The sequence below is a fragment of the Corynebacterium sp. A21 genome, from assembly GCF_052266655.1.
Taxonomy (GTDB): domain Bacteria; phylum Actinomycetota; class Actinomycetes; order Mycobacteriales; family Mycobacteriaceae; genus Corynebacterium.
The window spans coordinates 40,258-59,061 of record NZ_JBQPQY010000015.1 but is presented as its reverse complement, the minus strand read 5'-3'; the positions used below and the strand labels follow the sequence as shown (position 1 = coordinate 59,061).

Sequence of the window (18,804 nt, the reverse complement as noted above, 5' to 3'; positions counted from 1 at the left end):
GACAGCCTCTTTTTGTCGGTCACCGAGTATCTTCTTCGCCATGATTCCAGTCTGCCGCAGCACGCCACGGATATGGGTTCAACCAACAGGGCCAGAGGGAAGACGTACGTAGGAGGTCGGCTGAGGGACGAGGTGAGACACGATCGGTGTGCTCGGGAACCCACACGTGATGGTCCGCGGTCTCCCTCAAGCTGGAGATAACCTCTAGAATTACTTGGATTGTATCACTCAGGTGATACAATCCAAGTAATGATAATGAGTTTTTGTATCTGACGCGGATAGTGCGGACGGCCGGGAAGGTGCTATGCGGGAGTCACGGGTGTTGGAAGAGCTGGAGATGTTCGGCTCCTCGCAGTGGGGCCTGGTCACCGCAGCACAGGCGCACAGCCTGGGCATTGAGCGGTTGTGGCTTTCTCGGATGAATGGCCGGGGGATGCTGCAACGGATCCGTCACGGGGTATATGCCCTACCGTCGGCCAAATATGACCGTTTACAGGACCTTCGTGCGGCATGGCTGGCTACGGATGCTTCTGTGGCTGCGGAAGATCGCCTCAGGTCAGACGATCCGGTGGTCGTCTCCCATGTCTCTGCGGCCGGGGTTCACCAGTTGGGGGATCTGCTCGCGGCCCGCCATGAGTTTTCCTCACCGGCTCGCCGGCAGACCACGCAGAAAGATCTCCGGTTCCACCGTTGTGCGGTGCCTGCCCGCGATATCACCTGGATGGAGGGACTCCCAGTGACCTCTATTGCCCGGACAGTCGGGGATCTGGCCGCCAACGCGACAGATTTTGATCACCTGGCCACTGTGGTGCGTGATGCGGTGGAAGATCATCACGTTTCTACCGATGAGCTAGCGGAACGGTTGTTTCCCCGCATCGATGACTATGGTGCTGCCAACAGCCGGGAACTGGTCCACTCACTTCTGGGCCATGCCGGCTATGCCCCGGCTAAAGACCCCACGGTCACCAAGGCGTGGGAGTTCCTTACCCAGCAGCTGCACGCCGACCTGGTGAACCCCGATGTTGACCACTTTCTCCAGCAGTCCACCGGCGCTATGGCCAAGGGCGATCTTCCGTCTCCGGCACGCGCTACAGATCTCAAGAAAGAAGAAGACCGTACTGACCATGACACGTGACGTAGGCGAGAACCAGAATCGGCAGACTCTCCAACGTCTGCGCAAAATCCTATCGACCAAGATCACCACCGTCGCCCGGGGCAAAGGAGTGGACCCGCAGCTGGTGCGCAAACAGTATGTCTTCGCCTTATTCTTCAAGCGCCTCTTTCACGGTGATACGGCTGACTGGATGCTGTTGGGTGGAAACGCCCTGTTGATTCGTGCCGGTGGTGGGCGCTTCACCCGGGATATCGACCTGGCTCGGGATACCACCTGGGAGGATCCCGCTCCGGTGAGAGAAGAACTCCAGGCACTGGTCAATGCGGGTATGTCGTCTGATCCGTTCCGTTTCGAGTTGGGGGATATCGACGCACACTCTGATCCCGACAGCTTTGGATACGGCTCAAAAACCGCGAAGATCACCGTGACAGTCTGGCTCGGTAACCGGATCTTTGACACCTTCATCATCGACATCACCAATCGCCGCCATGACCACGGGCCTGTCGATATGCTCCCACTATCTCCGGTGATTGAGCATGAAACCCTGGCTGACTTGCCCGACATTCCGGTGGTGGCGGTGGAAAATCACCTGGCCGATAAGATCTGCGCGATGTATGAGCTCCACGGACGGAACAAAGATGAACCCTCCACCCGGTACCGCGATCTGGCCGACCTCGTTCGTTTAATCAGCTCGTCTCGGATTGATGCCGCGCGGCTGAGAGAAGTCTTAGACCATGAGCAGCAGCGACGCGGTATTGTCCTGCCGCAGCAACTTCAGGCCCCGTCCCCGAGGTGGGTGGAGAATTTCCCCAGGGCAGCGAAAGACTTCGCTGAATACCCCGTGGCCTACCACCCGCTGGAGGTCTCCGTGGATGTCGCCGGCCGCTGCCTGGACCCGATACTGGCAGGAGCCATCATGACAGGACAATGGGACCCTATCTCTTACTCATGGCAGATATCTTCTTCATGACAGCACCCCAAGATGACACTGACACGAGGTCTACACTGCCCTGCAGGAGATAAACGGTGGGGCGAATGTGAACGACCTTCCGATCCCCTTGACCATGACGCATGATGCTGTCGGCAGCCCATAGCCGAATTAAAGACGCCGGACACTATCACTCAAATTGTGATGATAGGCAGCCACCCGAACCGATTTTTCTCGAAAACGGTTACGAGCTCTTCCTGCTCCATAATCAGATCAATGTCATCAAGGCCTCGAGAAGGCGCCAGCACAAGAAGCCAAGGCTGAGGGAGTCTGCGTTGATGGTGCATTCTCTTAGGTCGACGTTAACCTCAATGCCGGGCGAAGTCTCCACAGCTTCCCAGAACTGCTCGATCTCCCCCCCTTGCTCACCTGTGCCGTGAGTAACCCAGCTTTCCGGCGTTCTGGCAGAAAATATCTGCGAAGCGGGGGCTAATCACTACCAGGAAGCCATAATCCAGCAACGCCCACACAGCCGGTTCCTGGGAGGATCCAGTACCGAAGTCGGTTCCGACGAGCAATACTTTGCAGAGGCGTAACGGTCGTCCTTGAGCACGAATTCTAGATCCCTACGCCAGGCTGCAAATAATCCGTCCTCGACCCCTGTGCCGACCCCGACAACTGCGGAATAGGGCTGAATCGGTATGGTCTGCCCCTATAGCGCCACAGAAGGATATTCCTTACCGGTCCAGTTTTCGAGCCGAAGTGCCCATTCTCGCTGGTAAGACAGTGGTCCCTTCTCGTTGATCCAGTCGTCCTCGAAGAGTCCGATAAACAGGGTCAGATACAGGAAGAAGTGGGCTCCATATTCGAAGAGCCACTCATAGTCATAAGTCTCTAGGGCGTGGCGTTCTTCCTCGGTGAAGGAGAGCCAGCTGGTCTTCTCGGTAGCGTTGAGCCATGGGCCTACCTCCCGTTCCCAGGCAGTGATGGTCGCAACGGGATCTTCTTTGTACCGGGCCACCCACTCAGGATCGCGGTCTACTGTGTAGAGGAATTTGTTGACGTAGTACTTGCTCATGCCGAGGCTCCTTCCTTGACGGCGTAAACCGGGCCGAGGCTGGCGCCGGAGGATTCAGCAGCTCGTTCGGTAGCTGTGGTCAGCTGGTCGTTCTTGGTCGGATGCCAGGTCATGAACATCTCCCGGGTGTGGTAAAGGTCCAGTTGATCGACATAGTCAGCCTGCTCCCCTCCAGCGATGCCCATCATGAGGATGAGATCCATGAAGCCATGGGTGGCGTTGCCGGCAGCAGCCATCGACTTGTGGGTGACGTTGTCGAGGATCGCGTCGATGTTTCCGGTGGACAGCCATTCGATGGCTTTCGCATCAAACTCCGGGTCCGGGCCGTGGTCGCCGAACATCCGGGGACCTCCCAGTTCCAGGGACAGGTGCCCGGTGCCGATGGCGGCAACCTTTTTGTCGGAGGGGTACTGGTCAATGATCTTGCGAATAGCTCTGCCGAGATCCCAGAAACGTTTCGGTGACGGTAGAGGCGGGGCGAAGATATTCGTGTAGATCGGCACGATCGGGAGGTCGGCTTCTGGTCGGACGGTGATGATGGGGCAGATAATCGAGTGATCAATTTTCAGCTCGTGGCTAAAAGAAAAGTCGAATCCCGCGTCGAGCAGACTTTCGTGGAGGTAGTTGGACAGATCTACGTCCCCGTCAAGGAGATACTTGGGGATACCGAACTCGCGTTCCTCGTTGTAGAAGGTGGCGTCGTACTGTTCTTGCTTGCCGATCAGGAAGGTGGGGTAGTTGTCCAGGAAGAACTGGTGAAAGTGGTCGGCACCCACCATCACCAGAACATCAGGCTCGGCAGCGGTCAGCGTCTCACGGTAGGCCTCCACCTTGCGCTGCCACTCGTCGGCCTGCGGCATCCGGTTCTCGGAGTTGTCGGTGGTTGCCTTGAGGTAAAAGGGATGATGCGTACTGGCCAGTACGGCCGTCAGATCAGCCATCTCGGTAATCCTTATCTTCTCAGTTATTTTCTATTTTCATGGGGGTCGACGTAGACCGCATTGCGATCCACGGTCATGTAGATGTCGTGGGCAATGGGGTTACGCTTTTCTTCAGCGATCTGGCCCAGCAGGCCGGCAGCACGCGCCAATAGCGCAAATCCACGTAGGAGGTCAGTGGGCAGTCCCAAGTCAGCCAAGGCAGCCCCACACACTCCAGCCCCGTTGAGCGGTAGGCGTCGTCCAAGCACTGTCTGGCTCATCCGGCCGATCGCCTCGAACAGGCGAAGATGCGGACCACGCAGTCCTTCCTCTTCGGCAATACCGATAAGTACGGGGGTGCGGGGATCTCCGTCCTTGTGGTTGGGATGGCCGAGGCCCGGAACATATTTTCCGGCCGCGCGTTGAGTGCGGAGCGCCTCCTGTGCCATAAGGTCCCACTCCTCGTCTGTTTCCGGCAGGGCGCCCTTATGATGGGCGAGGACTGCGGCCAGGAACTGGCCGCAGTCCTCGGTAACTCCCAGGAATCGGGAACCACCACCGAGCAGCCCGGCAGCCAGGGCTCCCTGAAGCGAATCAGGGGCGCTGAGGTAAGTAACGCGGGCAGCGATCGCGGTGGGGGTGAAACCATGATCTGCCAAGGCCACGAGAACGGACTCAAACACCCGCAGTTCTCCGGGGGTGGGACGGCGCATGGCTACCAACCAGTAGGCCAATTCCCCGAAGGTGACCTTGCCCATCAGATCCTGCGCCAGATCCTGGCCCAGTAACCGGATCTCAGTGGCCGAAGACGTGCCTAATGACGTGGGAAACTGAAGGTTATTATCGCTGTTGGATGTCATCTACGTAGTCTCCAGAGATACAAGGGTGCTGGTGTTGGTGTCTAGGTCTCTGAGCCATGCTCGGACTAGGTCGGTATGCTCGCCCAGTTCCGGTGGGGCCAGGTCGTAACGCGGAGGGGTCTGAGAGAAGGTGATGGGGTTGCGCACCACGGGTATGGAACGTTCTCCCTGGCCTGCGGTGACCACCGGCTCTAGGCCGAGTTTGGTGGCGTACTCTATGCCCTCGCCGATGGAGTTAATCGGGCCGTTGGGAACTCCGACTTCGTTGAGCTTTTCGAACCAGTGCTCAGCTGAGGCCGTCTTCAGACGATCAACTAATAATGGACGAAGGAGCTCTCGGTTAGTGGTCCGGTCGCTGTTTTCCATAAATCGAGGATCATCGGCAACATCGGGTATGCCGAGAACCCCGCACAGCTTTCGGAACTGAGCGTTGTTGCCAGCGGTGACGATGAGGTCATTGTCGGCGGTGGGCAGAGGTTCATAGGGGAACAGGCTGGGGTGGGCGTTTCCCATCCGGTGCGGCACTACTCCGCCTGCAACATAGGCGGCAGTCTGGTTAACCAGCCCACTCATTGCGGAGGCCATCAAGCTGGTCTCGATGTGTTGCCCGACCCCAGTAGTATCCCGGTGGCGTAGGGCGGCCAGGATGCCGATGGTGGAATGTAGCCCTGCCATGACGTCAAAAACGCTGATACCTGCCCGATAGGGGGAGCCGTCCGGATCCCCGGTCAGGCTCATTAATCCGGACATGGCCTGAACAATGAGGTCATAGCCCGGTAGGGACGCACCGTCAGCGGAGCCAAATCCGCTAATTGAGCAGTAGATGACCTGTGGATTTTCCGCCACGACGGTGCCGTAATCCAGACCAAAACGAGCCAGACCTCCAGGCTTGAAGTTTTCGATGACTACGTCAGCCCGTCGAGCCAGTGCCTGGGCATCAGCCCGGTCCACCTCGTCCTTGAAGTTCAGCACCACCGACTTCTTGTTCCGGTTAATCGAGGTGTAGTAGGTCGAGACCCCGTCTGGGCGCATCGGCGGCACCCAACTGCGTGTGTCGTCCCCCTGGGGGCTTTCCACTTTGATCACCTCGGCACCCATATCCGCCAGCAGCATTGTGGCATAGGGGCCGGCCAGAACTCGGGAGAAATCAGCAACTACCACGCCTTCAAGTGGCCTGGGAGGTCCGGAATTAGTTGGTTCAGAGAAACTACTCACAGGATTCCTTTCTGCCGGGACAGCCCGAAGTTCACAGACTGTCCGCAGTGCGGACAATTGTCCGATATAGTGTGTCTCTAGCATGCGGGTAAAACTGGGATGTGTCAAGCGTCACTGCCAAAAGAAATTAGGAGCACCATGAAAGAGCAAAATCGCGGAACCGATTTCATCGAATCGCTAGCGCGGGGGCTGTCGGTGGTGCGGAGCTTTTCCGCCGAACAGCCTGAAATGAGCCTCACCCAAGTGGCGCAGGCAGTAGACCTAACACGCCCCACGGCGCGTCGCATCCTGCTGACGCTGCAGGAGCTGGGATATGTCCACATGCACGACCGCGTATTCTCGCTCACCCCGAAGGTGTTGGAGCTGGGTATGGCCTACGTTGGCTCACTGGGGCTGTGGGACCTCGCCTGCCCGCACCTGGAGTGGCTGGTGGGGCAGACCAGGGAATCGTCGTCCATGGCACAGCTGGACGGGTCGGACATCGTATATGTTGCCCGGGTGGCTGTTCCGAAGATCATTGCACTGCGCGTAAATATCGGCACTCGCTTTCCGGCCATGCGCACCTCCCAGGGTCGAGTATTGCTGGCCGACCTGCCCCCCGAAAAAGCTCTCGAAATATTAAGCGAACCTTCACGCTCCGGCCTTCCCGAAGAGCCGGCCCTCGACGATGTCCAGGTCCTGGAGATTCTGGATCAGGTCCGCCAGCAGGGGTGGTCCCTGGTTGACGAGGAGCTCGCACCTGGGGTGCGATCGGTGTCGGTGGGTGTCGCCGATGCCGAGGGGGCGGTGCGGGCCTCCATGAACGTCACCGTGCATGCCCAGGAAACCAGTATCGATACGCTACTCAACGAGCACCTGCCACTCCTGCGGGAAGCAGCGGCACGGACAAGTGCCGACTGGGGGCGCTGGCAGTCCCGACCAGCGAAAACGGTCAAGTGACATTCCAGGACAGGACCAGGTGCTGAAGTGATGGCCCTGCCAGGAGGCCCCTGCCCCTCACGGGGCCCTGCGGCTACCAATCGCCCGGGACGATCCCGGCCACCCGAGCCCACGCGCCGGAAACATGGACATCGCGCCCCGGGCTCCATCTTGCCTGCTCGGGGGAAGGTATGGGCCCCGGGAGGGCTACTTAAAGAAGTCCCCTTTCGGCCGGTCGGAAGTAACTGACCCCCTCAGGGCGGCCATGAATGGCCAAACGTATCGACGCCCCTGCCCCCTGGCGGGGATGGCAGAACGCTTCCGCAGTGACCCTTGACACATGACGGGCGCTGTGTGATGATCGTTTCACATAAACGTACAGGTGTCCGCATGGCGGACATTCCGGTAAGGGTTCGATCCGGACCGCCACAAAGATCACAGAAAGAAACGACATGGCTTCTTTAACCCCGCATCCCCCGCCACGCACGGATTTTGACGTGGCCATTATCGGATACGGCCCCACCGGGCGTCTGCTGGCACTAAAATTGGGCTTACGTGGACACCGGGTGGCCATCGTCGAGCGCCAAGAAAAGACGTACCCACTACCACGCGCAGTGCACTTCGACGATGAAATCGCTCGACTATTCCAGTCCGTGGGAGCTGGACCAGACAAAATGCCGCATGCAGTAAAGGCCTACGACAACTTCTACGAATGGCGCAACGCTGCCCACGAAACGATCCTGAAGCTCGATTGGAGCGTGCCGGGGCCGTCCGGGTGGAATGTCAGCTATTTTTTCCATCAGCCAGCCATGGAGGATCACCTCGACAGGCAGGTCCAGGACCTAGACTCCATCACCATGCTGCGAGGATGGGAGGCGCTGAGTCATGAAGAATCCGAATCGGGCGTCCAACTGCGGATCAGCAATGCGGCGGGTGAGCACCGTGAGCTGCACGCGCGATATCTGATCGGAGCAGACGGGGCTAACAGCAAAGTCCGCGACTGGATCGGCACGACCATGACCGACCTGGGTTACTTCCATGACTGGCTGGTGGTGGATCTGATGCCCACACAACCGCTGGATATCCACCCGTCGGCTTCTCAGTTCTGCAACCCAGCAAGACCCACGACGGTTGTTCCCGCCGGCCCCGGACGGCAGCGTTTCGAGTTCATGCGCCTCGAGCACGAAACAAAGGAAGAGCTCAATACGGATGACAAGGTCTGGGAGCTGCTGGCACCCTGGGGCGTGACCCCGGAAAACGCTACGGTGGAACGCCACGTCATCTACACTTTCCAGGCTCGCTGGTGTGATAAGTGGCGCTCCGGCCGGCTTCTGCTCGCGGGCGATTCCGCACATCTGATGCCGCCTTTCCAGGGACAGGGTATGTGCTCAGGCCTCCGAGACGCGGTGAACCTTGAATGGAAGCTCGACTTGGTCCTGCGCAATCAGGCTGGCACCGAGCTCCTTGACACCTACGGCACTGAACGAGCCGAACATGTCCGCCACTTCATTGAACGATCCATGCAGCTGGGCGAGGTCATCTGCCTCACCGAACCAGAAGCAGTCACAAAGCGTGATACCGCGATGCTCACCGACATCGCCGCGGGAACCACCATGACACCCCGCCCCCTTCCGCGCCTAGGGGATGGAATACATATCCACGATGCAGCCGGTGGAACCCTGTTCATTCAGGCACAGGTGCAGACTCAAGAGGGAGAATTACTATTCGATGATGTTTTTGGCCCCTCCGGCGTACTGTTACTCGCCGACGCGGCCGCCGGAACCAGCCTAAATGAGGACACTAGACGCAGTCTTACCTCTCGAGGTTTCCAGATCATCACTCTGGGGACTGAACTCCAAGATTCCATTGCCGTGGATTCGACAGGAACATACCGGCAGTGGTTCCAGGATCATGCGGCCCGAGCAGTGCTCGTCCGACCGGACTACTACGTCTATGGCATCGCCACCGAGCAGTATTCGACCAGCCAGCTGGCCACGGATTTCCTGCACGCTCTAGCTGCCAACAATGTAGCAGTCGACCAGCGCCCCGAACTCATCGCAACTGTTCCATGAACCCACCTAATTTTCTTAACGCTGACCACCTGTTGCTGTCTACAGACCACCAGGTCATTAGCAACAAACTGGCGCAGTATGCAGCAGCCATGGACCAACAAGACCCTGACGCTGCAGGTCTCTTGCTCGCCCACGCCAGACTCCACTTCAAAGACCAGCCCCCCTACGACGGCGCAGAAGAGATCACACGGTTTTACACCACTGTCTTCCCGTCATCTGCCCCCACCCGACATATTGTGTCGAATTTGGTGGTCACCAGCCGTGATGATTCAGCTACTTACCAGGCCTACTACCAACGATGGTCCCTGGCAGAACCACATCAACCACATTGTGAATCCATCGGAGGTTATTACGGTCACTTCACACGAACCAACTCAGCTCTACGCTGGGCCGATCACCACGTTCTCGCTAAGTAGTGGCTATCCCCATTAATCCCTAGAAACCCGCCCGGCGGATCATCGTTAATGAATCATCTGTTCTCGACGTGAGCGGATTCTACTGACCTCGTTGCCGGAGGCGGGCCGTTACCCCAAGCCTCGTGGACCGTATCCCAGTGCACAGCATGGTCACCGATGCGAAACCCATATTCCCCAAATCCAGAAAACCTACCTAGGAGCCTCCCATGACTCACACCCCTAACACCACCACGACGGTGGGCTGGACCCGCCCCACCTCGCTACCTCCGGAAGGCGAAGCGAATTTTCTTGATGACCACCCGTTTGATTTTATTCAGACCCCTCTGCCTGAAGAAGTGCTGGTCGAGTATATCGATATCCCCATGAGCGACGGAGTCGAACTGGCCGGCACAGTGTTCCGCCCCTCCGACGGCCAGGTGGTACCTGTTATCGCGACGTCTACCCCATACGGCAAGGACGACTACGACCAGTGGCACTACTTTCGGGACGCACCGCAGGGAAATGTTCCTGGTGGCGGGTTCTACCTCGGTAGTGTAACCGTCTCCGACCACACACCTTTCGAGGCTCCCGACCCCGGGTACTGGGTACCTAACGGCTACGCTGTCTTGCTCGTTGACCATCCCGGCTTCGGCAAATCAGGCTCCAATCCGGATGCAGCCCCCGGAATCGAGGAGCGCTGGCACGACATCATGGCATGGCTCGAAACCCAAGACTGGTGCACCGGCAATGTCGGCATGCTCGGTGTCTCAGCGTTGTGTGCTGTGCAATGGATGGTGGCCAAGGATCCTGCTCCCTCCCAGCTGAAAGCGATCATCCCTTGGGAAGGGGTCAATGAATCCGGTCCTGCCGGTGGTTATGGGGGGATCCCAGAAACCGCATTTCCCGCCTGGATTGGGCAGCACTGGTTTGGCCCCAACACCAACCACGCAGCTTCCGGGCCCGAACCAGTACTATTCGACTGGGAACATAACACCTCCACGATCTCAGTGCCGGCCCTCATCTGCGCGAGTTTTTCCGACCAGGAACTGCACTCATGGGACACCTTCGATGCATTCACTCGTATCAAGAGCGAGCATAAGTATCTGTACAACCACCGACGCCAAAAGTGGGGTGCCTTCTATGGAAAGGAGGAACTCGCCCTTCAAAAGCGATTTTTCGACCGGTTCCTCAAAAACTCCGGTGACGAAATGATTGATGTTCCACCGGTGCGACTCGAGATCAACGAAGACCGTCACACCTTTAAGATTCTCGAAACCACCAACTGGCCGGTAGAAGGAACGGATTACCAATCCCTCTACCTCGACGCTGACACCAATACCCTCACCCCCGACCAACCCATCAGCGCTGCTAGCGCCGAATTCGGCCCCCAACCAGTGAATAGTACCGACAACCGGGCCGTGTTCGATTACACCTTCACTGAAGACACCGATCTTGTTGGACACATGTCCCTCAAACTGTTCGCCGAATCCATCGACACCGATGACATCGACCTTTTCATAGGGGTGGAAAAACTTGACCGAGCAGGCAATGAGGTCTACTTTTTCTCGGCTTCCGGAGGCAACGCTAACGGACCTGTCACACGTGGTTGGCTGCGAGCATCCAAACGCACCCTAAGCCCCACCCGATCCACCGAATGGCGGCCGGTGCTTGACCTAAGCGTTGACACCCCTCTCACACCGGGCCAGATCACCGAACTCACAATCCCCCTCATGCCCTCTGGAACAACATTCCGAGCAGGAGAAACACTGCGTCTTGTGATCCAATCATGGTCGCAACCGGGACAGTGGGAGGGTGGAGAAACACGACAGTGGGATACCTTGCAAACCGGACACACCCGTCTCCACACAGGCCCCGAAACCTCCGCCCGGCTCCTTATCCCCGTCTTGCCAGTAATGGCTGACCTGTGACTTGCAGCTTCGTTTGGCGGTTATTTAGCAACTTCAGTTGGCGGCTTTAAGCGATCCCAACACCGAAACCGAGTAAGTCGAATAGCCACTCGGAGTGAGTGGACTAGGGGTCGAAGCCGCTTCCGCCGGCAGGGATGAAGATGCCTCAACAATCAGAACGGCCCAGGATGCTTCACTCTTTGAAAAAGACGCTCCTCCAAGCCGGACTCATCACCTAGCCATCTTCGGAAGTAGTCCACACCCAAGCTCGCCCGCGAGGTTCCCATCACATCAACCTATGGTGACTTGTCAAATCACAGCCCTCGCCTTCATGTCGTGACCTCACGATTAGGCGTCCGTGTCATCTCATTCATTGCGGTGCCATCAAGAAATGTTAACCATTCTGATTCACAAAAATAGTTCATCTCACTACGGCATCTCCGAGCGTCGATCGTCACATATTTGGTGGGCCCTATCGGTTGTGTCGAAAACGAACGTTTACGTGACAGATGAAACGGACACCATTGACACAGGTCGCGAAAACCAAAAATGTCACACAACCCGTTATTTTACCTACGTCACGTGAAGGCTACCTTCGAGTGATAAAGTGACAGTGTTTTCAGGATTCTTCAGTTACGCAGATCCATTCATGGCCAAAACTAAAAAAGGGACAGATTTCCCAGGCATGACCTATCGGCACTTCCGGGCAGTTGCCGACCCAAATATAGATAGTTTTCATAAGTGTCATTGGGCATTCGGATAATGGTGAGCGCGGGAAGTGTCTACGACAAAAAGGCACCGCGTCAAGGCCATGGTCCCATGCCACCGCACAACCACGAGGAGAAGATCATGACCGTCATTGGCTACATGCGGGTGTCAAAAGCAGACGGGTCACAAACCACCGACCTCCAGCACGACGCCCTGATCGCCGCCGGTGTGGACCCCGACCATATCTATGAAGATAAGGCCTCGGGCAAAAAGGAAGACCGCCCCGAACTCACCTCCTGTCTGAAAGCACTCCGAGTCGGCGACACCCTCCTGGTATGGAAACTGGATCGGCTCGGGAGGAATCTTCGCCACCTGGTCAACATCGTCCACGACCTCAACGACCGCGGTGTCGGCCTGAAAGTCCTCACCGGCCAGGGTGCTGCCGTGGACACCACTACCGCCCAGGGCAAGCTGGTCTTCGGGATCTTTGCCGCACTCGCCGAGTTTGAGCGCGAGTTGATCTCCGAGCGCACCAAAGCCGGCCTCGACTCCGCCAGAGCCCGCGGACGCACAGGTGGGCGACCCTTCAAGATGACCCCGGCCAAAGTCCGCCTGGCCATGGCCTCGATGGGGCAACCCGAAACCAGCGTCGGAGCCTTGTGCAAGGAACTCGGCATCACCCGACAAACCCTCTACCGGCATGTCTCCCCGACCGGGGAGTTGCGCGAGGACGGTCGGAAACTTCTAGCCAGCAGCTAGCCCGCTTGGGCAGGACTCGGGCAGCTCGTGGTTTTCCACAGACTGGACATGAGAGCCTTATGTATGAGGTATAACTGCGAAAAACTGAAAAAGAAACTTTCCGCTCACGGCCCTCCCTGTGAGGGTGCCGCTGCGCCCAAGATTTTCCGCTTACTAATTTATTGGGGCGCTATTGAAAATAGGGATTTCGACTGGTTCTGTTGTTAACTTAAGTTAACAAAAGCACCGTCTCTTTGATTACCCATGTTCGATGAAAGTCGCACATATAGGAAAGGACCAACATTGAAATTTATAATCGAGACTCCGGGGAAGTCCAATTTCCTACCTAAGGAAAATTACGTTATCTTGCGAAGAAATACGTGGGATGATTTCGGCTTCAAGACTTTTTTTTATGCAAAGTTGTATCGAAGGCAAGGAGAAGTTGTCGATTTGGGAGGGGTGAAGATCTTGCAAAGTGGTCAAGAGAGTGGGGACACACCATTTGACACCTCAGTTTTTGACTCATTGGACGATCGTTATTGCTCTCTGGGGCAGGACATCGAGTATTACGAGAAACTGGCTGCCCTTCCGAAAGATGAACGCGATGCTTTTCTACAGTCCATGCGTGATGCTGCTACAAATGAAGAGATTTCCTCTGCGTTTGAGCAAGAAAAAGGATGGAGAACGTCCCTTCTCCGGTTTGGACAGGCAGAGCATACGCTTTCTACTGCTCAAACGATTTTTAGCGGGACTAAGGCTACGGAGGGAGTGGCCTCTTTTACTCATTATAGTCGTGATATTGAGGCAGAGATACAGTTTGGCTTCGATGATTCGGGTCCCCTACCTGGCCGCTGCAAAGTTCTGATCGGTTACAACGGTGTCGGTAAGACGCGGTTGCTTGCAGACATTGCTAGGGAAACAAGCAAAGTAGGTCAGAATAACGGGTCTCAGAAAGGGAGCGGAAGCCTAGCGTTTAGTGCTGTAACTGCGGTGTCGTACAGTGCCTTCGATACGTTTGAACTTCCCCCTTTAACTGATGAGAAAGGTCGAAATTTTAATGATGCCGATAAGTCTCCATCAAATACATACTTTGGTTATACGTATTGCGGACTTCGCCGTCTTCAGAATGGCCAAGCTAGCTTGCAGCTGAAGTCAATCAGTGACTTGGACGAGGAAGTAGCAAGTGCATTTCGATTGGCTTGCAGTCGTGATACGGCTGCGCTTAAGGAAGCTCTAGCGGATATCGACAAAGATCCTTCGTTCGGCAGAGCTGGTTTAAGCCTGTCAGAATGGATAAAAGATCATGATCTATCTGCGGAAAAGTTGAGTAAATTAAGCGCTGGACAAAAGATCGTAATCAACATCATTGTCCAGCTTGCGGCACATCTCCGTAGCCGCTCGTTAGTTTTGATCGATGAACCCGAAACCCACCTTCATCCTCCACTTTTGGCTGCCCTTTTGCGGGGTACGCAGCGCCTGCTTGAAGGTTTTGACTCATTCGCGATAATTGCCACACATAGTCCGGTTGTTCTCCAGGAAGTGCCCGCAAAAGACGTTCAAGTAGTTGAGAGGTTCGGAGATAAAGTGCGTGTCTTCAACCCACAACTTGAGACTTTTGGTGCAGGTCTGGGAGAGCTTACCCACGAAGCATTCGGATTAGATAATACGGTAGCGGACTATCGAGCTGTGATTCGTGACCTCGCTTCCAAGAGATCCTTAGACGAGGTAGAGGATCTTTTCCCACTTGGTTTAAGTAGTCAGGCACGCGCACTGGTGGTGCGAGCGCAAAGAGAGCATCGATAACCATGCGCACTCTTACACGTCCCCAAATAGATGAAGAGAAACTCTACAAAAACCTGAAGAAGCCTCGTCGTAAAGCGACAGTTGGGATTCTTAAGAACGCAGAAAGCACGGTCCTCGAGGCGTACTTGAGGTACGCAGAAGGGGAGATTTCTAATTTATCAACCGTAATCGGGGATAGCGTAACGGCTGCGAAACTCCGTTCAAACTACGAAATCCTGAGATCAGGTTCTTTAGCCGATGAGGGGGCGAAGATTCTTGCACGTAGTCGGACGTGTTGCTTATGTGGTCTACGCGCTACAGCTGAACTGGATCATTACCTTCCTAAGGAACTTTTTCCAGAGTTCTCTGCATACACGCTAAATCTGGTACCAGTGTGCGGAACCTGCAACAAACAAAAAGGGGAAGACTATCGAACCCCCGATGGAAAGCCAGTATTTATCCATGCCTATCTTGACGAGCTTCCTAACAATGATGCTTTCCTTACTGCAACATTAAGTCTCGATGGGGTGGTTCTTCCTTCATTTCGCATCGTTCGCACTCCTGGCATGACGGATGAAATATTCCAAGTTCTCACCATGCAATTTAGCTATTTCAAGCTAGAGAAGATTTATGCTGAGCAAGCGATTGAGTTACTCGATGAGAAATATGAAGCTATCAAGGAGTATTTTGCGGATGGAGGGGCAGGGACGGTAGAAAAATACTTGCATCGCGAGGCGAAGAGTGTGGCCCGAACCCATGGTCAAAACCATTGGAAATCAGCCCTACTTGTGGCGGTCTCTAACTCAGTTGAGTTCTGTAACGGAGGATTCAAATTTCTTGATATGAGTGGCTAAGGGAGCTTCTCTTTTGCGCTTCTTAATCCCGACTTGGCTCAATTTAGTGCACCCCTCGACCTGGAAAAGTTAGATTCTTGATCAAAACAGCGGCATCATTCGGGAGCTGTGATCCTGTGTGAACCGTGCGCCCGGAAACCTCGACTTCAAAGGTTCAGCATTTCTTCAACGCGCGGACCAGTCGTTTGAGTGACAACCCGAACTTCTGCTCCAAAAAGTGGCCCATTAGCATCGCAGCCATCACCGTCAGGTGCACATCAATCGAGTCACACTTCCTGTGATAGATCGGCCGGGGCCTTGAGATCTGATCTCGACATCCGGAATGATTTCTCAATCTTGAGCAATTGCAGGTAGGCCTGAATCACCTGTGCAAGGGGCACATCAACCTGGTTCGTCTCGTACCCTTTATCTCTGCCAACGGCTTATTGTGTTCCAATAATTCCCAGTTGACCTGCTTGTCCTTGGCCGTCATCTTCTGTGAACAGGTTGCGTTTGACCGAGATCTTGCCTGCCATGGCTTTCTCGGCTTTGCCGACTAGTTCCTCAATCCCGCGAAGCGTACGACGAGCATCCACCGAGTTGAAAAAGTCATCGTGGACACGCTGGAATCAACACCTCAGAACGCCACACGCTGGTCGCGGGCGAGCATAGCTGAGAAGTCTGGGCTGTCGAAATCAACCGTCGGCAACGAGATCCCTAGACGTCGGGCTACTTCCGAGTTTAATGCCCCGGTTGCGCATTCCAGCACGATCCGGGACCGCAGTGTGAGATCCTGCGCCGATTTACGGCGCCTGACCTAGCGCTCCAGCTGGTCACGCTCATCTTCTGACAGTGTCAATGCGGCCAATGCTGGTCCTCGTTGCGCCATAGTCCAATGCTACAAAAAACTCACAACGAATTAAAGACGCAGGACACTAGGTATCGAGGTAGGGGAAATAGCAGGATCCAGTCGCATAAAGGTGTCGACGCTTCTCGTTCAGCATTTCTTCTAGGCTGATTCGCCCGTCAAGCACTAGATAGAGTTCATGTCCTGTCACCGACATAAAGGTGCTTGCAGTTGAATAACGTTCGATGGTCGTTTTTGCCAGGCCCGCGTTTGTAACTAAAACCCCGAGCGTGTTACGTCCTTTTTCATTGACTTTTGTAGTGAGTATATGGGCAATATTTACCCCTGAATTCTCTTGCTCCCATTTACATTCGACGATAAAGCCGTCACCTTGGAATTCAAAGTAACCGTCGATCTGCTCATATTCGAGCGAATAGGAATGTTTCGGGCGGAAGTCATGAAGTTGAAAGAGGTCGTAAACTAGATTCTCAAAATCTCTTCCCCGTTGCTGAGGATTGAGCCCTTGCTGCAAAGCGAGAAAACGATCCTGAAGATCTGAAAGCCCCTGATCGAACACTCGCCGATGTGCTCTTCGCGACTCCTCTCGCTCCTGTTCTTCTTGGATTCTTTGCACGCGATTCAATCGCTCGATGAAGGGATCTATATGCTTTTTTAATTCTTGGACAGAGTCTCGTGCTGCCGCTAACAGTCCAGCTCGCTCTGGCTCCGTTTGCCTTTCGATATCCGGGAATCTGCTCATCTGAGATAGCGAGAGCATCATGTCAATGCTCGCCTCTTTCATCTCATCTTCGTTAGCGATCAACCTGTCGACAATTTCGTCTGCGCTTTTGGCCTTGTGTTGATCGCTAAAAGGAATATCACTCATTACTTTAAAATGATCGGCACCTAGGCACGTATAGACCAGCCGTCGCTGTTCGTCCCTAAAGTGTGTAGTGCAGGCCAGTGCCTTCCGCAAAGCCATGTAGGCACTGGGGGCAATCCTGGCTGATGATTTCATGTACTGAGCTTGGGCCATTCATTGAGAATACTCAACCGTCTCGATTACCTGCGATTAGTGAACTTGGTCCTCTCATTTACCCCATAAACCGGCTGGGTGCTGTTGCAAAGTTGAGTGGAGAAGCTACGAACACCTAGGTTTCATTAAATTCCTGCCGACTAAAAATGCCCCATTAGGGCATGCCCTATTAAGACAATTGATTTAAAGGTTAACTATATGATGAATATTCGTATCTATGGGAGCCACACGTTCGGGCCCTTGGGAGCCAGTGATGGTGCGGATGGGAGCCAGTAGTGGTGTCGACCATCCACTACCGCTCCACAGGCACTACGATCCGTTATTCCCTGGCTTTAACTCTTCTAGAACCTCAACCACTACATCTTGCGGTCACTGATTCACTCCGGAGGGCTGCAGGGAAAGATCAACGCACTCTAGATCCGGAAGAGCCCTTAAAGGGACCTAAAGGTGGTGGCGCTGCTGAACGACACGAATGGCTCTCAAAGAGACCAACAGCGCTCGAGGAAAGTGGTTCCCAAGCACACCATCACTGGCTCTTGTGACTGCAAATATTCAATGATCCTTGGCCACCGTAGGGCTCCCACTAAGGAGCGTAGGACAACCTGATGTTACGAAAGTTGCAGCGTTAGGTAATGTCGGATCTTGTAGACAATTGGAGGAAACATGGGCCTATTCGACGAAGTTAATGCACAGCTCGATAAAACAGTTAGACAACCGATGACTATCACCAAGAAGCAGACCTCCACTACATCGGTCCCGGAAGCTGTCGACCTCGGATACTCCGAAGGCAAGGTCATCTCTGCGACCTACCTTTACACGGATATGCTCAACTCATCAGGTCTGGCAGCAGCCGCAGACAAGGAAGCTGCAGCCCAAACCTTCCGCGCTTTTCTCAACGTCAGCACGAAAATCATCCGCAACTTAGAAGGCCACATCCGTAGTTTCGACGGCGATCGCGTAATGGGCGTCTTCACCGGCCCGAACAAGGAAGACCGTGCCATCAAATCTGCGATGCGTATCAAGTGGGCAGTCGACACAATCGTGACACCTGCGCTTCACCAGGAGATTCCTGCCCTCCAAAAAGTTGGCTGGACACTAAGTCAGTCCAGTGGCATTGCAACCGGAGATGCCCTTTTAGCCCGTGCTGGCTTCCGAGGCAGCGACGACATGATCTCGATCGGCGCCGCTCCCAATCTCGCAGCCAAACTGAGCGACATGCGCGATGATGGGACCAAAGCGGGTTACGTGACTCGAATCGGTCAGGGCACTTACAACAGACTCTCGGATTCCCACAAATTTTCCAACGGTACGAGCATGTGGGAGGGACCATACTCACTGAGCATGGGGGACGGGAGCTACTCCTACTATCGCAGCAGTTACTACTGGTCATTTTCATGATCTCAGTAGCTCGCTCAATGCGGTCTACCGTCTTGTTTCCGGGGGTGTCTCTTGT

The 18,804-nt window shown here is 55.2% G+C and carries 16 protein-coding genes and 1 pseudogene; 10 read left to right on the top strand and 7 right to left on the bottom strand.

What is annotated here, in order from left to right:
• The first annotated feature begins 304 nt into the window (after positions 1 to 304).
• Positions 305 to 1,135 carry a type IV toxin-antitoxin system AbiEi family antitoxin domain-containing protein gene (locus ACTU46_RS14705; protein ID WP_443383183.1) on the top strand — a complete coding sequence of 277 codons (831 nt, stop codon included), beginning with the start codon at positions 305 to 307 and terminating at the stop codon, positions 1,133 to 1,135.
• Positions 1,125 to 2,084 carry a nucleotidyl transferase AbiEii/AbiGii toxin family protein gene (locus ACTU46_RS14700; RefSeq protein WP_443383180.1) on the top strand — a complete coding sequence of 320 codons (960 nt, stop codon included), beginning with the start codon at positions 1,125 to 1,127 and terminating at the stop codon, positions 2,082 to 2,084. Before ACTU46_RS14705 ends, ACTU46_RS14700 begins: the two co-directional genes overlap by 11 nt.
• A 383-nt stretch (positions 2,085 to 2,467) precedes the next feature.
• On the opposite strand, the gene ACTU46_RS14695 is transcribed toward ACTU46_RS14700, so the two are convergent.
• The 5 genes from ACTU46_RS14695 to ACTU46_RS14675 form a co-directional block, all read right to left on the bottom strand.
• Positions 2,468 to 2,620 carry a hypothetical protein gene (locus tag ACTU46_RS14695; protein WP_443383178.1) on the bottom strand — a complete coding sequence of 51 codons (153 nt, stop codon included), beginning with the start codon at positions 2,618 to 2,620 and terminating at the stop codon, positions 2,468 to 2,470.
• A 134-nt stretch (positions 2,621 to 2,754) separates the two neighbouring features.
• Complete coding sequence (locus ACTU46_RS14690) at positions 2,755 to 3,120, bottom strand: hypothetical protein (RefSeq protein ID WP_443383175.1); 366 nt, start codon at positions 3,118 to 3,120, stop codon at positions 2,755 to 2,757.
• Positions 3,117 to 4,061, bottom strand: coding sequence for a hypothetical protein (locus ACTU46_RS14685; protein ID WP_443383173.1), 945 nt, complete (start codon positions 4,059 to 4,061; stop codon positions 3,117 to 3,119). Before ACTU46_RS14685 ends, ACTU46_RS14690 begins: the two co-directional genes overlap by 4 nt.
• 23 nt (positions 4,062 to 4,084) lie before the next feature.
• A complete protein-coding gene (locus tag ACTU46_RS14680) occupies positions 4,085 to 4,900 on the bottom strand; it encodes a citryl-CoA lyase (protein WP_443383170.1) in 816 nt (271 codons plus the stop codon).
• Positions 4,901 to 6,061, bottom strand: coding sequence for a CaiB/BaiF CoA transferase family protein (locus ACTU46_RS14675; RefSeq protein ID WP_443383167.1), 1,161 nt, complete (start codon positions 6,059 to 6,061; stop codon positions 4,901 to 4,903).
• Between the two features lie 153 nt (positions 6,062 to 6,214).
• Here ACTU46_RS14675 and ACTU46_RS14670 point away from each other — a divergent pair, with 153 nt between their 5' ends.
• The 7 genes from ACTU46_RS14670 to ACTU46_RS14640 all read left to right on the top strand — a co-directional run bounded on the left by ACTU46_RS14670 (position 6,215) and on the right by ACTU46_RS14640 (position 15,489).
• Positions 6,215 to 7,054 carry an IclR family transcriptional regulator domain-containing protein gene (locus ACTU46_RS14670; protein WP_443383164.1) on the top strand — a complete coding sequence of 280 codons (840 nt, stop codon included), beginning with the start codon at positions 6,215 to 6,217 and terminating at the stop codon, positions 7,052 to 7,054.
• Positions 7,055 to 7,485: 431 nt separating this feature from the next.
• Positions 7,486 to 9,105 (top strand): bifunctional 3-(3-hydroxy-phenyl)propionate/3-hydroxycinnamic acid hydroxylase MhpA, encoded by a 1,620-nt coding sequence (gene mhpA / locus ACTU46_RS14665; RefSeq protein ID WP_443383161.1) that lies wholly within the window; start codon positions 7,486 to 7,488, stop codon positions 9,103 to 9,105.
• Positions 9,102 to 9,521 carry a nuclear transport factor 2 family protein gene (locus tag ACTU46_RS14660; RefSeq protein ID WP_443383158.1) on the top strand — a complete coding sequence of 140 codons (420 nt, stop codon included), beginning with the start codon at positions 9,102 to 9,104 and terminating at the stop codon, positions 9,519 to 9,521. Before mhpA ends, ACTU46_RS14660 begins: the two co-directional genes overlap by 4 nt.
• A gap of 206 nt (positions 9,522 to 9,727) precedes the next feature.
• Positions 9,728 to 11,428 carry a CocE/NonD family hydrolase gene (locus ACTU46_RS14655; RefSeq protein WP_443383156.1) on the top strand — a complete coding sequence of 567 codons (1,701 nt, stop codon included), beginning with the start codon at positions 9,728 to 9,730 and terminating at the stop codon, positions 11,426 to 11,428.
• An 828-nt stretch (positions 11,429 to 12,256) separates the two neighbouring features.
• Positions 12,257 to 12,874, top strand: a complete 618-nt coding sequence (locus ACTU46_RS14650; RefSeq protein WP_443383189.1) for a recombinase family protein — start codon at positions 12,257 to 12,259, stop codon at positions 12,872 to 12,874.
• Between the two features lie 345 nt (positions 12,875 to 13,219).
• A complete protein-coding gene (locus ACTU46_RS14645) occupies positions 13,220 to 14,656 on the top strand; it encodes an AAA family ATPase (protein WP_443383153.1) in 1,437 nt (478 codons plus the stop codon).
• A 2-nt stretch (positions 14,657 to 14,658) separates the two neighbouring features.
• Positions 14,659 to 15,489, top strand: coding sequence for an HNH endonuclease (locus tag ACTU46_RS14640; protein ID WP_443383150.1), 831 nt, complete (start codon positions 14,659 to 14,661; stop codon positions 15,487 to 15,489).
• Positions 15,490 to 15,532: 43 nt separating this feature from the next.
• On the opposite strand, the pseudogene ACTU46_RS14635 reads toward ACTU46_RS14640, so the two are convergent.
• A pseudogene (locus tag ACTU46_RS14635) lies at positions 15,533 to 16,058 on the bottom strand (IS1634 family transposase); the annotation flags it as partial.
• 345 nt (positions 16,059 to 16,403) lie between these two features.
• Positions 16,404 to 17,351, bottom strand: coding sequence for a restriction endonuclease (locus ACTU46_RS14630; protein ID WP_443383147.1), 948 nt, complete (start codon positions 17,349 to 17,351; stop codon positions 16,404 to 16,406).
• Between the two features lie 663 nt (positions 17,352 to 18,014).
• On the opposite strand from ACTU46_RS14630, the gene ACTU46_RS14625 reads away from it, so the two are divergent.
• A complete protein-coding gene (locus ACTU46_RS14625; RefSeq protein ID WP_443383145.1) occupies positions 18,015 to 18,749 on the top strand; it encodes an adenylate/guanylate cyclase domain-containing protein in 735 nt (244 codons plus the stop codon).
• The last annotated feature ends 55 nt before the right edge of the window (positions 18,750 to 18,804 follow it).